The sequence below is a fragment of the Neptunicoccus cionae genome, assembly GCF_002860325.1.
Lineage (GTDB): Bacteria > Pseudomonadota > Alphaproteobacteria > Rhodobacterales > Rhodobacteraceae > Amylibacter > Amylibacter lutimaris.
Genome location: NZ_PKOJ01000001.1, coordinates 143514 through 157596 on the forward strand (window position 1 = coordinate 143514; position 14083 = coordinate 157596).

The 14083-nt window shown below is 54.3% G+C and carries 16 protein-coding genes; 10 read left to right on the forward strand and 6 right to left on the reverse strand.

All coding sequences use genetic code 11. The features are described 5' to 3' along the window. Positions 1–211 precede the first annotated feature (211 nt). The 4 genes from C0U40_RS00705 to C0U40_RS00720 all read left to right on the forward strand — a co-directional run bounded on the left by C0U40_RS00705 (position 212) and on the right by C0U40_RS00720 (position 4634). A complete protein-coding gene (locus C0U40_RS00705; protein WP_101653845.1) occupies positions 212–1234 on the forward strand; it encodes an aspartate-semialdehyde dehydrogenase in 1023 nt (340 codons plus the stop codon). A gap of 232 nt (positions 1235–1466) precedes the next feature. Continuing rightward, positions 1467–2009 (forward strand): hypothetical protein, encoded by a 543-nt coding sequence (locus C0U40_RS00710; protein ID WP_145991872.1) that lies wholly within the window; start codon positions 1467–1469, stop codon positions 2007–2009. A gap of 406 nt (positions 2010–2415) precedes the next feature. Beyond that, the gene (locus C0U40_RS00715; RefSeq protein ID WP_101653847.1) at positions 2416–2778 is read left to right on the forward strand and encodes a hypothetical protein; all 363 of its coding nucleotides are present in this window, start codon (positions 2416–2418) and stop codon (positions 2776–2778) included. A 173-nt stretch (positions 2779–2951) separates the two neighbouring features. Next, on the forward strand, positions 2952–4634 hold the full coding sequence (locus C0U40_RS00720; RefSeq protein ID WP_101653848.1) for a DUF4139 domain-containing protein: 1683 nt from the start codon (positions 2952–2954) through the stop codon (positions 4632–4634). A gap of 88 nt (positions 4635–4722) precedes the next feature. On the opposite strand, the gene C0U40_RS00725 is transcribed toward C0U40_RS00720, so the two are convergent. Further along, entirely contained in the window at positions 4723–5376 is a 654-nt protein-coding gene (locus C0U40_RS00725) for a carbonic anhydrase (protein ID WP_101653849.1), read from the reverse strand. Positions 5377–5517: 141 nt separating this feature from the next. Here C0U40_RS00725 and C0U40_RS00730 point away from each other — a divergent pair, with 141 nt between their 5' ends. Further along, a complete protein-coding gene (locus tag C0U40_RS00730; RefSeq protein WP_101653850.1) occupies positions 5518–5922 on the forward strand; it encodes a hypothetical protein in 405 nt (134 codons plus the stop codon). A gap of 185 nt (positions 5923–6107) precedes the next feature. Here the strand turns inward: C0U40_RS00730 and C0U40_RS00735 are convergent, their stop codons facing one another. Next, positions 6108–7121 (reverse strand): asparaginase, encoded by a 1014-nt coding sequence (locus tag C0U40_RS00735; protein ID WP_101653851.1) that lies wholly within the window; start codon positions 7119–7121, stop codon positions 6108–6110. A 189-nt stretch (positions 7122–7310) separates the two neighbouring features. On the opposite strand from C0U40_RS00735, the gene C0U40_RS00740 reads away from it, so the two are divergent. The 3 genes from C0U40_RS00740 to C0U40_RS00750 all read left to right on the forward strand — a co-directional run bounded on the left by C0U40_RS00740 (position 7311) and on the right by C0U40_RS00750 (position 9659). After that, positions 7311–7841: an invasion associated locus B family protein gene (locus tag C0U40_RS00740; protein ID WP_286134719.1), complete on the forward strand. Its 531-nt coding sequence runs from the start codon at positions 7311–7313 to the stop codon at positions 7839–7841. Between the two features lie 139 nt (positions 7842–7980). Continuing rightward, on the forward strand, positions 7981–9162 hold the full coding sequence (gene rlmN, locus C0U40_RS00745) for a 23S rRNA (adenine(2503)-C(2))-methyltransferase RlmN (RefSeq protein ID WP_101653853.1): 1182 nt from the start codon (positions 7981–7983) through the stop codon (positions 9160–9162). 2 nt (positions 9163–9164) lie between these two features. Further along, positions 9165–9659, forward strand: a complete 495-nt coding sequence (locus C0U40_RS00750; protein ID WP_101653854.1) for a L,D-transpeptidase family protein — start codon at positions 9165–9167, stop codon at positions 9657–9659. A 74-nt stretch (positions 9660–9733) separates the two neighbouring features. Here C0U40_RS00750 and C0U40_RS00755 read toward each other — a convergent pair whose 3' ends face one another. Further along, entirely contained in the window at positions 9734–10222 is a 489-nt protein-coding gene (locus tag C0U40_RS00755) for a CAP domain-containing protein (protein ID WP_101653855.1), read from the reverse strand. A gap of 177 nt (positions 10223–10399) precedes the next feature. On the opposite strand from C0U40_RS00755, the gene C0U40_RS00760 reads away from it, so the two are divergent. Together C0U40_RS00760 and C0U40_RS00765 are read left to right on the forward strand one after the other, a co-directional pair. Then, positions 10400–11020, forward strand: a complete 621-nt coding sequence (locus C0U40_RS00760; RefSeq protein WP_101653856.1) for a L,D-transpeptidase — start codon at positions 10400–10402, stop codon at positions 11018–11020. A gap of 160 nt (positions 11021–11180) precedes the next feature. Then, entirely contained in the window at positions 11181–11366 is a 186-nt protein-coding gene (locus C0U40_RS00765) for a hypothetical protein (protein WP_101653857.1), read from the forward strand. Between the two features lie 157 nt (positions 11367–11523). Here C0U40_RS00765 and C0U40_RS00770 read toward each other — a convergent pair whose 3' ends face one another. From C0U40_RS00770 to fzlA, 3 genes are read right to left on the reverse strand one after another with little or no spacing between them, the layout of a single operon-like run. After that, positions 11524–12360: an SDR family oxidoreductase gene (locus C0U40_RS00770; protein ID WP_101653858.1), complete on the reverse strand. Its 837-nt coding sequence runs from the start codon at positions 12358–12360 to the stop codon at positions 11524–11526. Between the two features lie 3 nt (positions 12361–12363). After that, positions 12364–13413 (reverse strand): tRNA epoxyqueuosine(34) reductase QueG, encoded by a 1050-nt coding sequence (gene queG, locus C0U40_RS00775; protein WP_101653859.1) that lies wholly within the window; start codon positions 13411–13413, stop codon positions 12364–12366. Further along, entirely contained in the window at positions 13413–14078 is a 666-nt protein-coding gene (gene fzlA / locus C0U40_RS00780) for an FtsZ-binding protein FzlA (protein WP_101653860.1), read from the reverse strand. Before fzlA ends, queG begins: the two co-directional genes overlap by 1 nt. Positions 14079–14083 lie beyond the last annotated feature (5 nt).

Here is a 14083-nt window from a genome sequence, read left to right on the forward strand (position 1 = left end):
TTGAACCGTATTTTACCATTTCATGTGTGGAAATATCACGATTTTAACAGATTACCGCCGCTAAAGCAGGCAGAAAGCCCAGCGCCCCTTCCCCTTAAGCTCTTTTCCAGTTATGAGGCCGCGTCCCTTCGGGGACTTGTCCAATCAAGTACGATGTGCGCCATAGGACAGTTGTTCAGGGGCACAGCGTCAAAACCTAGGAGATATACACATGGGCTACCGTGTTGTTGTCGTAGGCGCCACTGGCAATGTGGGCCGCGAAATGCTGAATATTCTGGCCGAGCGCCAGTTCCCCGTAGACGAACTTGCCGTTCTTGCATCGCGCAAGAGCAAGGGAACGGAGTGCAGCTTTGGCGACAAGACGGTTAAGACGGAAGACCTGGACACTTTCGACTTTACCGGCTGGGATATCGCCCTGTTTGCTGTAGGCTCTGAAGCGACCAAAAAATACGCGCCGATCGCTGCGAAAGCCGGTTGTGTGGTGATCGACAACTCGTCGCTCTACCGCTACGACCCTGACGTGCCGCTGATCGTGCCGGAATGTAACCCCGACGCGATTGAGCAGTATTCCAAGAAGAACATCATCGCCAACCCGAACTGTTCGACCGCACAGATGGTTGTGGCGCTGAAGCCTTTGCACGACCGTGCCAAAATCAAACGGGTTGTTGTTTCCACTTACCAGTCCGTATCCGGTTCCGGCAAGGAAGCGATGGACGAGCTGTGGAACCAGACCAAGGGCATGTATGTTCCGGGTCAGGAAGTCGCGCCTTCCGTCTATCCGAAAGAAATCGCGTTTAACGTAATCCCGCACATCGACGTGTTTCTGGATTCCGGCGATACCAAGGAAGAATGGAAAATGGTTGCCGAAACCAAAAAGATCGTCGATCCGGCGATTAAGGTTACAGCGACCTGTGTGCGTGTTCCCGTATTCGTGGGTCACTCTGAATCGATCAACATCGAATTCGAAGACTATCTCGACGAAGACGAAGCCCGCGAAATCCTGCGTGAAGCGCCTGGCATCATGGTTGTGGATAAACGCGAAGACGGCGGGTACATCACACCTAAAGAGTGTGTCGGCGAGTTTGCCACTTACATTTCGCGCATTCGGCAAGACAGCACGATCGACAACGGAATCAACCTGTGGTGTGTGTCTGACAACCTGCGCAAGGGCGCTGCCCTGAACGCAGTCCAGATCGCTGAATTGCTGGGCCGCCGGATTCTGAAAAAAGGCTAACCGATACGGTAAATCGTAACGGCAAAAATCGAGCCTTCGATTCTACGGGAATCGGGGGCTTTTTACTGTGGTTTTGGCTATTTTGGAACGCGCACCCGCTCCGATTCCATATCCGTATTCATTCGCAGCACGTCCACATGCGACTTTATTGAACCAGTGTTGCAGCAATATTATCACATATCCCTTTTTCGATCATGTTTGATATCAGGCACTTGCCGGAATCGCCTTAAAAGTGCGTTACGAATTAAATGCCACAAAAATGCCTCATTTGGAGAATTCGCCCATTCACAGTAAATTGAGGACGTCGGGAGCAACGGGAATTGATGGATTGCTTCCGAACTACATAAGGAAATCTGCTATGAAGTTCTCCTACCTGCCTCTTGCTTTCGTTCTTGTGACAGCGCCATTTTCGGGCGCCCCGAGCCTCGCCGACAGCGGCGAAGGAAAGATAAAACCGGCGCAGCTTATCAACGCTGCCGGCAACCCGATTACGCTGTCTGTACTTCCTGGCTTATGCTCCAATTTTGTTGCGGAATTGGCAGAGCAAGCGAAATCCACGACCGGCATCACTGTATTTTCCATCGCGACCAAACGCATTACATCCAAACGGCAAAGCTGTGAGGAAAAAGGCGTGCCTCGCACAATCACAACTGCAAAAGGCCCGATTTATTCCGAGGCCCGAGGCGCATCTCTTGCGGCTTGTAATGCAGCCCGTGACAGAAAAACTGAAGATGCCTGCGTTGCGGTGGCTCACACGGTCCCTGTCAAACAATAGTAATTTACATAAACTATGAACTAAGCCCCGCGTGTTACAGCACGCGGGGCTTTATTTTTTCCGCTATGTTAGCGAATGAAAATCACACTTCGGCCGAAACCAACCAGCCCTGCGAAACTATCATTTTTGCGACAAACTTAACCCACGGCACAAGAGCAGCAGAAATCAGGAATTTTCGGGGAAAAACGACTCAATTTCAGTGTGCCCGTGCCCCTGAAATGCCCTCAAACCCCTTTGTTACAAGGGCGATCACGACTTTATTGGAACAAAAACATGGCCTTCCAAAATTCTCGGGTTCGACTGAAAAAAAATGTTGTTTGGACAGCGGATTGGCCCTAATTCAACGCAATCGGAAGCGACAGGAATTAACGGATTGCTCTCCGATTTATCTCAGGAAAAACCGAAAATGAACGTATATCGTTTCACAGCTTTCGCAGCCGTGGCTGCGTCCGTTCTCGCTATGCCAGTTTCTGGTGTACAAGCTGCCTCTCGTGACAAACTCTACCTCACAGTTCCAAAAGGCCTGTGCGCGAAAGAAGTTTCCGATCTGGCAGCAGAATCCGTAACAAAACCCGCGTTCACAGTTTATGCGGCTCCGCGTGTTCGCTCGGCCAAGAAACTGGATTGTGACCAGCCTGGTCCTGAAGTCACCGTGGCAGCCTCCTCTTCCACCGATCTCAAGCTGGCCCGTAAAACTGCGCTTGCCACCTGTAACGCGACCCGGGGCGCGCATGGCAGCTGCTTCGTGATTGGCACCCTGCGCAACTGATTAATACCGCCCACTGCCTCTGACAGTCTTGCCCCGCCTGCCCCACAGGCGGGGTCTTTTGTTTACAGGGGTCTTTTGTTTACAACTGTGATGTCCAATTCTGCGCTGCGGCTTGAGTTTCGCCTTCACCAACATAGATTGGATAACAGTCACCTCAACGAACGGGATTGAATATGAAACCAATTTTAGCAGCATTGTTCGCAACAACAGCTTTACCTGCCTTCGCTGATACGCTTGTCCTGAATACAAAGGTGACAGAGGCTTTAATCACGGGACAGGGCGGTATAATCACGTATTCCGCGCCCGCTACCTTATCGCCGGGCACCCACAGCCTGATCGCTTACCTGCCATTTGGCGGCTACGAAAACGCTGTGCCCGAGGTGGCTTTCAACGGGGCTACAGGCATCCGGATAATCTCTCAATCCGCTGCGAATTTTCATGCGCCCCCTATCCGCCGCGCGCCATCTGCCGGTTTGCAGGTTGCGATTGATGCACGTGACAAGGCACGCGCGTCCCTACGGGCCTTTGAAGAAAGTTATGAAGAAAATCAGGCGTCTTTGCTGGCGGCTGAATTGAAATTACAACTTGTGCGTAGCACCGCCGAGACCGGGCTGGCCGGTCAGCAGGACGCGATACAGGCAGACCAACTCACCGCTGTTGCCGACGCCATCGGAGAAACCGCACGGGCCGCCCAACAGCGTATTGCCGCGATCAAAACGGAACTGGAATCGATGGAGCCGCAAAGAAAGGCTTTGCAGGATGACCTTGCCCATGCGGAAGAGATTGTAGAGCGTTTACAGCCCCGAAGCCACGAACAGATCCGCCAGATAACCACGCGGATCGAAGTGAGCGAACCCCAATCCGTAACGGTAGAATATGACAACCTCCAGCCCGCTTACTGGCAACCGACATACAGTGCAGACCTGACACAAACTGGCGCGAAGGGTACGCTCGAACTGCACCGTTCGGCAAAAGTCTCGGTGTTTCGGGAAGGGGAAAAGCCGCTCCACGACTGGGATAACGTCAAGATCACCTTGTCTACAGCCAACCTGAGGGACAGCACGGGAACAGTTATCCCTTACCCCGATCTGAAACGTTTGGTGGATGAAGTACAGGCCCGCAAATCTGCCTCAGTCAGGGCCGAATACGACAGCAGCGCGATGCGTATGGATGCGCCCGCCCCAGCGCCGATGGTCGAAGTGGCCGAGGAACAACCCGCGGGTGCAAGTTTCGCGGGACAAACGCTCCTGTTCGATCTCGGTGGCGGTCACAGTCTGGACTGGGGCTCGGCGACAAGCACCTTTAACATCGATACGCTGGTTTTCCCTGCCGATCTTTACGGTATGGCGAATGCGGCACGGGACGAGAATGCGTTCCTGTATACCGATCTGGAGAATGATACAGGCGCGATCCTTCTTGCCGGTCAGGTGGATCTATCCCGCGACGGTACGCCGATTGGCACCACATATCTGCCACGGCTCAGCCCCAACCAGACAGAACCGATCGGACTGGGGCCGCTCTATGGAATCCGCCTGCAACGGGATGTTCTGGGGGTCGCCGAAGGGGACAGCGGCTTCATCGCTTCCAAGTCCGAAATCAATCAATCCTACCGAACCACGCTGTATTCCGCACTGGATTACAACATGCCGGTCAAACTGCTGGATGTCGTACCCACGTCCGAGGATGAAGATCTGAACATCCGCCTGCAAGCCACCCCTGCACCGGATGAACTCAACCGCGATGGCAAACGCGGGGTTCTGGTCTGGGATCTGGACCTAGAAGCAGGGACGTCCCAAGAAGTTCTGTTCGGGTACCGGATGAAGTGGCCGGTGGGCAAAATGCCGGTAGGGCGCTGATCCCGCAATGCCGTTCCAAAAAAAGCGACCTTCCAGATGGAAGGTCGCTTTTCTAATACGCTAACAGATGCCCCGAGGGCACGCAGAATTAAATCTCGACGAACTGTCCCAGCGACGGATCATAGTGGGAAAGTTCACCACTTTTGATGTTGACTGAAATACCGTGGAGCGTCAGGTCCTCTGCCTCGACACGTTCCCGCACAAAGGGGAAGGTCATCAGGTTTTCCAGAGAGACCAGCACACTCTGACGCTCAAGTTCCTTAACCTGCTCTTCCTCTTTCTCGGAAGACTTCACAGCCCGTTCGAAACCGGGGCGAAGGATGTCCATCCAGCGACCGACAAAGCTGGTATCTTCCTCCAGCTCCGGCGCCTGTCCGGAACACATTGCATGGCATCCCGCAACGCCACCGCACTGGGTGTGGCCCATAATGATCACATTAACCACACGCAGGGTGTTCACTGCATATTCGATCGCAGCGGAAGTGCCGTGGTAATCGCGGTTCGGTTCATAAGGGGGCACAAGATTTGCGATGTTCCGGTGAATAAAGAATTCACCCGTATCCGCACCAAACAGAGAAGTCGCATTCACACGACTGTCGCAACAGGAAATAATCAGGCCACGGGGATGCTGACCTTCATCGGCCAGTTTCATATACCATGACTTGTTTTCCGAATAGGTCGTTGCACGCCAGCCCTGATAACGCTTGACGAGGGAATTTGGTAACGGTTTTGCAAAATCCATTGCGCGGAACTCCTGTGGTTTGGCACCTTTTGCTAAACTTTAGGCCAAATTACAACCATTTCAATTTTAGCAGGTAAGATTTTGGAAACGTCTCCATCCTAGCTTCCGAGCCGGGGACAAAGAGATGAAAGTGGGACAAAAATGACGTTTACATTGCAAAAAAGAGATAAGGTAGAACGCTTGCGGCTTATCGAAAAAGCTGCTGTTGAAACCCGTGCTATCGCGACATTGCAAACGAACCTCGGGAAGGGGCAAAGCCGCGAGGTGGTGGAGCGGGCAGCTTGCGAGGTATCGGATCGTTTGAACGGGCTGGAAACGGCGTTGTCTAATGGTGATCTCGCAAGGGCGGCCAGGCTCAGCAACAGACTTATCGCAATTAGCAAACAGATCGGCCTGATCAGCTTTGCACAGGTCGCCGGTGATCTTGTAGGCGCGATACGCAACGACGATTTCGTCGCAATTGCATCAATCAGCCGACGCCTGATCCGGCAGGCCGACGCCACCCTTTTAAAGGCGCTGGACTATGTAAACGATCAACCGTCCTAAGACACGGCATGTTCCCGCTACGAATGCAGGATTGCGAGCGGAGCACCGAAGGCCACGACCCCGCTGCACATCCCAGTACGCCCCTTTCCGGATAGGGGAGGATCACCGGATGCCCGCTTCAAACAGATGTCCCGATGCCCCCGAACCTAAGCGCTATGTCTTAAAGAATGGTAAGCGAAACTTGATCAGATTGCTGCCCCGTCGGCATAAAGCGCCGAAGCCGGCGCAATTCGACCTGTTTCTAAACCCGCAAAATTATACTGCTTCGGACACAACCTTTTGATAACAGAGGGATGGTTCGGATCGGCAACCCCAAGACGCACAAGAAGCGCGGCAATGGCTGTTTCAGCGGCCCGTGTAGCGCCGTCCTGAATTTTCAACGCCACACCAAGCCCGCGCTCCGGTAGAATGGCGATGAACACGCCTTCGGCTCCGGTCTTGACTACGGTGCGGCCCTCCATTGCGTCCATCAACTCGGTACAGGCACGGCCCTGCCCCGCTACGAGATCGGGATGCGCCTTCATGGCTGCCACCAGATCCTGCGCTGCTTGCGCACGAATTTTGCCCAGCTTCGAAGGATCGGCCATGCGGGCCATTGCTGTTGCCAGCCCTCGAAGGGTACAGGCGTGATTGGGTGCGGAACAACCGTCAATCCCGTATCCCGGAGACGTCTCTCCGGTCATTTCCTCAAAGGCTGTCAGGATCGCCTGCTGGACCGGATGATCCGGCTCCACGTATTCAGCATCACCGCCCAAGTGCTTGTTTAAGGTCAGAAATCCGCTGTGCTTACCCGAGCAGTTGTTATGGGTGCGATCATGGCTCTGGCCTGCGCGGATCAGCTCTTCCAACTCTTCCCGAGCACGGGGAATTTGCGGACCGCAGCGCAGATCAGCTTCGCCCAGTTCCAGATCACCCAACCATTTCACGACCCGATCTGTATGTATGTGGGCGCCTTCATGGGAAGCGCAAGCAAGGGCAAGTTGTTCCGGTGTCAGGCTAAACCGCGCTGCCGCGCCACTTTCCATAAGCGGGAGCGCCTGAAGCATTTTGCAGGAGGACCGTGGGTAGGTCACAGCGTCAACATCGCCCCATGCTGCTACCACGTCCCCGCGTGAGTCGCAGACAACCGCACGGCCCTGATGCACGGATTCCAGAATGTCCCCACGCCACACTTCCGCCACATTCACCCAATCACCCATGATAATGCTCCATTTTCCGCCGATTTCTGCGACTTTTTTGCCATGCTACTGGTCAATTACCTGACATTTGGCTAGGAGAAAGGCCACAAGAAAACCACATTATTTTCGTAGAAAAGGGCCATCGCAATGATGAGACAACAGTCTGTATTTGTTTCAGCACACTCAAAAGCGCGGAGGCTGAGAGAAAAAATGTTCCGTTCGATGGCATATACTTGTGGATTTATGGCAGTCTGCCTTGCGGCAGCCAGCGTGGCCTATGCACAGGATTCCACCAACCGTGTGGACGCCAAAACCGACTGGTCGGTATTTGTTGAAGACCAACCTACCAAAGAATGCTGGGTTGTCTCCAAACCGACTAAAGTTGTGAACACCCGTGGCGGTAAAGTGGTTTCCGCACGGCGCGGCGATATCCTGCTCTGGGTGACATACCGCCCTGCAAATGGCATTAACGGTCAGGTATCTTTCTCCGGCGGCTATCCGTTCGATCCGGACGTGCCGGTTAACATGCTGGTAGGTGATGCCAGCTTCGACCTGTTCGTTGACGGCGAATACGCATGGCCGGCCACAGCCAATGACGACCAGAAAATTCGCGAAGCGCTCAAGCGCGGCGCGTCTGCGATCATGACCGCAAAATCAAAGCGCGGCACGCAAACCAAAGACACTTTCTCCCTGAACGGCTTTACAGCCGCGCTGGCAGAAGCAGAAAAACGCTGTAGCTGAACCACAGCAAACGTAAAGAAACAGGCGAAGCTGCGCTCTGACAGTTAATTGACAGAGCCGGGTCTACCCAAAGCCTGAAACATGCTATAACAACCCTCAATCCCCGCGATTGGGGGTTTTTTCAATGAGAGTTTCGAAAATGTCCGCATCCGCACCCGCCGCTCCGATTACCCAAGACGTACTGACCATCCCGCGCAAGCAGGACGCCAGCGCCTTGCCCAATCTTGTCGGTATGACCCGCGACCAACTCACCGAGGCGCTGGTTAACGTCGGCATCAAGGAAAAGCAGGTCAAAATGCGTCACGGCCAGATCTGGCAATGGCTTTATGTCAAAGGCGTGCGGTCGTTTGACGAAATGACAAACCTGTCCAAAGACATTCGCGCCAAACTGGCCGAGAATTTCCAGATCTCGCGTCCAGAGATCGTAACGAAACAGGTGTCTACGGATGGCACCCGTAAATACCTTCTCCGGATTCAGGGTGGCCACGAAGTGGAGGCGGTCTACATTCCAGAAACAGATCGCGGCACGCTGTGCATTTCCTCTCAGGTGGGCTGCACGCTGACCTGTTCTTTCTGCCACACCGGGACACAGAAACTGGTTCGAAATCTGACGGTTGCGGAGATCGTCGGCCAGATTCTCGTGGCACGGGATGATCTCGAAGAATGGGACATCGCCCCCGGTGACAAGCGCCTCGTGTCCAATATCGTTCTGATGGGGATGGGCGAACCTCTCTACAATACAGACAACGTGCGCGATGCTATGAAGATCGCTATGGACGACAGCGGTATTGCACTCTCCCGCCGCCGGATCACCCTCTCCACATCGGGCATCGTGCCAGAGATTTACCGCGTCGGTGAAGAAATCGGCTGTATGCTCGCCATCTCTTTCCACGCAACCACAGACGATGTGCGGGACAAACTGGTCCCCATCAATCGTAAACACAAGATCGACGAATTACTTCAAGCCTGCCGCGATTACCCCCGACTGTCCAACGCAGAGCGGATCACCTTTGAATATGTGATGCTGAAGGATGTAAACGACAGCGACGAAGACGCCCGCCGGCTGGTTAAACTGATCGAAGGCATCCCTGCCAAAATCAACCTGATTCCCTTTAACCCGTGGCCGGGAGCACCTTACGAGCGCTCTTCCAACAACCGGATCCATAAATTTGCTGACATCGTAAATGCAGCAGGCTATTCCAGCCCTATCCGAAAACCGCGCGGCGAAGATATTATGGCTGCATGCGGACAATTAAAAAGCGCAACAGAACGCGCCCGCAAATCGCGGGCACAAATGGAACGTGGAATAGAAGGTTTGTAAGAATGCGAATCGCAGCTTTGCTGATGGCAGCCGGCATTGCCCTGTCGGCCTGCTCTCCTTCCAAATTCAAAAAATATAACGGACCACAAGTTACTCAGGTGCTGGTGGATAAATCCGACCGGAAGATGTGGTTGCTGCACGGGACGAAAGCGCTGGCTCAATTCGATGTAGATCTCGGCTTTGCCCCTGTGGGACATAAGGAATTTGAAGGCGACGGAAAGACGCCGGAAGGGGTGTATTTCATCGACCGGCGTAACCCCAACAGTGCCTTTCATCTGTCTATCGGGATTTCCTACCCGAACGAACAGGATCGCGCCAAAGCGGCGGCCTTGGGCAAATCACCGGGCGGAGATATCTTTATCCACGGTGGGCCGGTTCTGTTTAAAGACAAGAACAAGGCGGACTGGACCGCGGGCTGTATCTCTGTGACGAACAAGGAAATGGAACGCATCTACGCTATGGTTCAGGATGGCACCCCGATTTACATCCGGCAGTAACCCTCTGATCACACAAACGAAAAACGCGCCCCGGAGGCGCGTTTTTTTATAGGCGTCAGTTTTCGGGTCGGCGCTTACGACCCGAGGATTTGAACCCACCAGATTTTACCATTGCTATCCTGATGCCAGCTAAAGCCAAGCCCGCGCGCCTGCGGATGTAAAATGCCAGCGCGTGTCACAGGATCGCGCATCCAGGCTTCCAGAGTTTCCAGATCGTTTTCAAAAGTCTCGGAAATATTCTCGGAAAGCATCTTCCCCTGATAACCGGCCCGCTCGACCCTTTGGATCGGGTTGGACCCGTCAGAGCCGAAATGCCACGGACGGTTCTGTCTGGAAATATCCCGTGCGTGGGTCTTTGCCGCTGCATTCAGTTGCGAAGACAGTTGAACCGGATTCAACCCCTGCGCCTGTCGGACCGCATTGACCGCGTCCAGATGGCGGTACTGGATTTTAGAAACATCACCGGCAGAAATCCGGAACACCTGACGCTGGTTGGGATCGACCTCGGTACAGGCAGAAATCGCAAACAACAGCGACAGAATGGTAACAGCAACACGAAACATGGCAGTATTCCCCAAATGCAAGCTTCTCGAATTGAGATGCATCCTGCCTTAATGGTGTTTTAACAGATATTCAAATGGCCATTGGCCGGTTTTCCCCGCATCGGCATTGTTTGAATTGAATCTGTGCCATCAAAACACTAATTTGGACCTGTAACCCTTTAAGTACGGAATTTTCTTATGTCTGATCCATTCAAAATGACGCGCCGTGCATTCTCTGGCTCCCTGCTCGCAACCACCGCTTTCGGAAGCTCCGCCTTCGCACAGCAGACGAATGATCCAGTCGTTTACAACCAGTTAAAACAGGAAAACCTGTCAAATCCGGAAACAGGTGCGGTAAAGCGCAATATCTCCGGCTTTACCAATAAGGATTGGCGTCCCTACTTTTCCAACACCAGAAACGGCGTAATTCTGGTTGATACCCTCAGCCGCGCATTGCATTTCTGGTCTGAAGACCTCTCGGTCTATAAACTCTACCCCACATCCGTGCCCGAAACTCCGGAACTGACCCGCACGGGCCGTACCTCTATTACGCGCAAAAGGGTCGGGCCAGACTGGCGCCCGACACCCAATATGCTCAAACGCAATCCGGACTGGCCAAAATACATCCCCCCCGGACCGGACAATCCGCTCGGCACCCATGCACTATATCTAAGCTGGAAGTATTACCGCATCCACGGGACCCATGATACACGCAAGATCGGGCGCCGTTCGTCCAACGGATGCATCGGGCTTTTCAACGAACACATAGAAGAATTATTCAACCTATCAAGGGTTGGCACACAAGTGTTGCTAATTTGACGACAATGTGTATTGCACTGCCCATTTATGGCCATGTTCCAGTTGCAAAGCGCATTTTTTGCTGCTTAAAACGCGGCACGAGGTACAGTCTTGGGTGCGTCTCGTGGGGTCATACTACCTTGTCCCCCATAAGCGGGTCGCAGAACTTTGGAGAAATATTATGAAAAAAATCGCACTGGCAGCCGCCATGTCCGTAGCCGCTTCCGCCGCTTTCGCTGGTAACGTTGAACCAGTAGTAGCACCTGTTGTTGAAGTTGTTGAAGAAACATCTTCTTCTTCTTCCGGCGCTCTGCTGCCAATCCTGGCACTGCTGATCGTTGGCGCAGCTGTAGCTTCCGCTGACTAAGCAATTCAAATCTGGAAGCTATAGGCAGCCAGTGAGAATTCGAAAGGGATAGGCCACGGCCTGTCCCTTTTTTGTTTTTATCAAGTCGTTTCCATTTTCCGGAAATATCCTCGGGTGAATTGGCCAGCAGCCAAGAGGGTCAAAGCCCCTGATCGCCTCACGGCTTTTCTGCCGCCAACAGAGCCTGCAAGCCGGTTCGGTAATCGGGATAAATCAGTTCCACCCCAAGCTCCGTTTTGATGCGATCATTACGCACCCGCTTGCTTTCGGCATAAAAGCTGCGAGCCATCGGGGTCATATCCGCAGTTTCGAAATCAACCGCTTCGGGCACCGGAACCCCAAGCAGCTCTGCGGCATAACCTATAACATCCTCGGGCGGCGCAGCTTCGTCGTCACACAGGTTATAAATGGCGCCGGGATCGGGGCGCGCGATACTCGCCGCCAGAACCTGCGCAATATCATTCACGTGAATACGGGAGAACACCTGATTTTTCTTGATGATCCGCCGTGCGGTGCCTGCGCGGACCTTGGCAAACGGGCCGCGTCCGGGGCCGTAAATTCCTGCAAGCCGGAAGATATGCAGCGGCAGTTCCATTGCCTGCCATTCGGATTCGGCAGCGACACGTAAGCGGCCGCGACGGGTCGACGGGGTCAGGGGTGTCGCCTCATCCACCCAGCCGCCTTGATGATCCCCGTAAACGCCCGTGGTAGACAGATAGCCGACCCAATCAAACGACCGGCCCCTGATGTCCTCCCGCAATCCGTTAAGCACAGGATCACCCGCGTCATCCGGTCCGGCAGAGATCAGCAGATGTGTCGCCCGATCAAGGTAGGGGTCCATATCCGTTCCGGGCCATGCTACAGTCTCTACGCCTTCTTGGGGCGTTTCACCCGAACGGTTTGTGCCAATAATTTCCCAGCCCTGCTGCAGCAATCGCGTTGCCAGTGCCTGTGCAGAATAGCCGTGGCCAAAGCTCAACAATACGCCCGTCATGTTCTAATCCTTTACCGTCTGAACCAGTTCGCCGCAGGCCCAACGGGCCGCATCTGCAACTGTTTCGTCTTCATCTTCACACAACGCCTGCACTACCGACAACAATCCCGCATCTTCTGAATTCCCGATCGCGTAGAGCACATTTCGCACGAATCCGTTGCGTCCGATCCGCTTGATCGGTGATCCGGAAAACAGCGCCCGAAATTCGGTTTCGTCCAATACTGCCAGTTCCCCGAGGCGGGGCGATTGCAGCTCGGCCCGTCCGTGATATTTGATCTCTGCCGCGCGGCTGGCAAACTTGTTCCACGGACACACCGCGAGGCAATCGTCACAGCCATATATCCGGTTACCCAATCCCTTGCGCAAGGCAACATCCACCGGCCCGCGATGTTCGATGGTCAGGTAGGAAATGCACCGCCGCGCATCCAGTTGATACGGCGCGGGAAACGCATCTGTTGGGCAGATATCAAGACACTTGCGACAGCTTCCGCAATGGTCCACTTCGCCGTTTGTCTCTTCCAGTTCCAGCGTGGTGAAGATCGCGCCAAGGAAGAACCAGCTTCCGAGCCGCCGCGACACCACATTGGTGTGCTTGCCCTGCCAGCCCAATCCGGCCGCCATTGCCAGCGGTTTCTCCATCACGGGTGCCGTATCCACAAAGACCTTAATCTCGGCCCCGTCCGCCTGTTCGATCAACCAGCGCCCTACCCGCTTGAGCCGCTTTTTCACAACGTCGTGGTAGTCTTTATTCTGCGCATAGACACTGATCGCAGCGCGATCCTTATGCGCCAGCGCCTCCAGCGGATCATGATCCGGCCCGTAGTTCTCGGCAAGCATGATCACAGACCGTGCCTCCGGCCACAGGGCCGCCGCAGAGCCGCGCCAGTTCATCCGCTCTGCCATCCAGCCCATCTGGCCGTGACGGCCGTCCCCGACAAACTCCGCCAATCTCTGCGCGGTGTGCGGGGCAGCGTCGGGGCGGCAGATGCCGAAATCGGAGAATCCCTCAGCCAGTGCCTTGTCACGCAGGGCGCGGGTCAGTTCTGCTGACACTAAAAATCCAGATCGGAATAATGGGGTGGTTGCGGAAAGCCCGGCAACTGGTCGGCCAGCAGCGAACGGAACGCAGGACGGGATTTTATCTTGGCGTACCACTCCTTGACCAGTTCGTTCCGGTTCCAGTCCACATCCGAAATGTAATCAAGACAGGACAGTTGCGCCGCCGCCGAAAAATCCGCCAGAGACATACGGTCCCCCGCCAGCCAGCGCCGGCGGTCCAGCAACCAGCCCATATAATCAAGGTGGAACTTAATCTTGGAGGAGCCGGTTTTTACATTCTTGCTGTCGGGATAGCCCCGTCCCATGATTTTCTTGTTCACGCGCTCTCCCAACAGGTTGAGCGTGACTTCACGGTAGAATTTATCATCGAACCAAGCGTTTAGACGACGAACCTCAGCCCGTCGCTCTGCCCCTTGCGGGAACAGAGGGGGTTCGGGACGCTTTTCTTCGAGATATTCGCAGATAGAGGTGCTGTCGGACAGTGTGATTTTGTCAGAGCGCAAAACCGGAATCTGTCCACCCGGATTGAGCCGCAGAAAATCGGCGCGTTCTTCCCAATACCGCTCCTCAACCAGTTCAACTTCGATCTTCTTTTCCGCCATGACGAGGCGAACCTTGCGACAGAACGGGGAGAGCGGGAAATGATAGAGCTTGTACATATCAG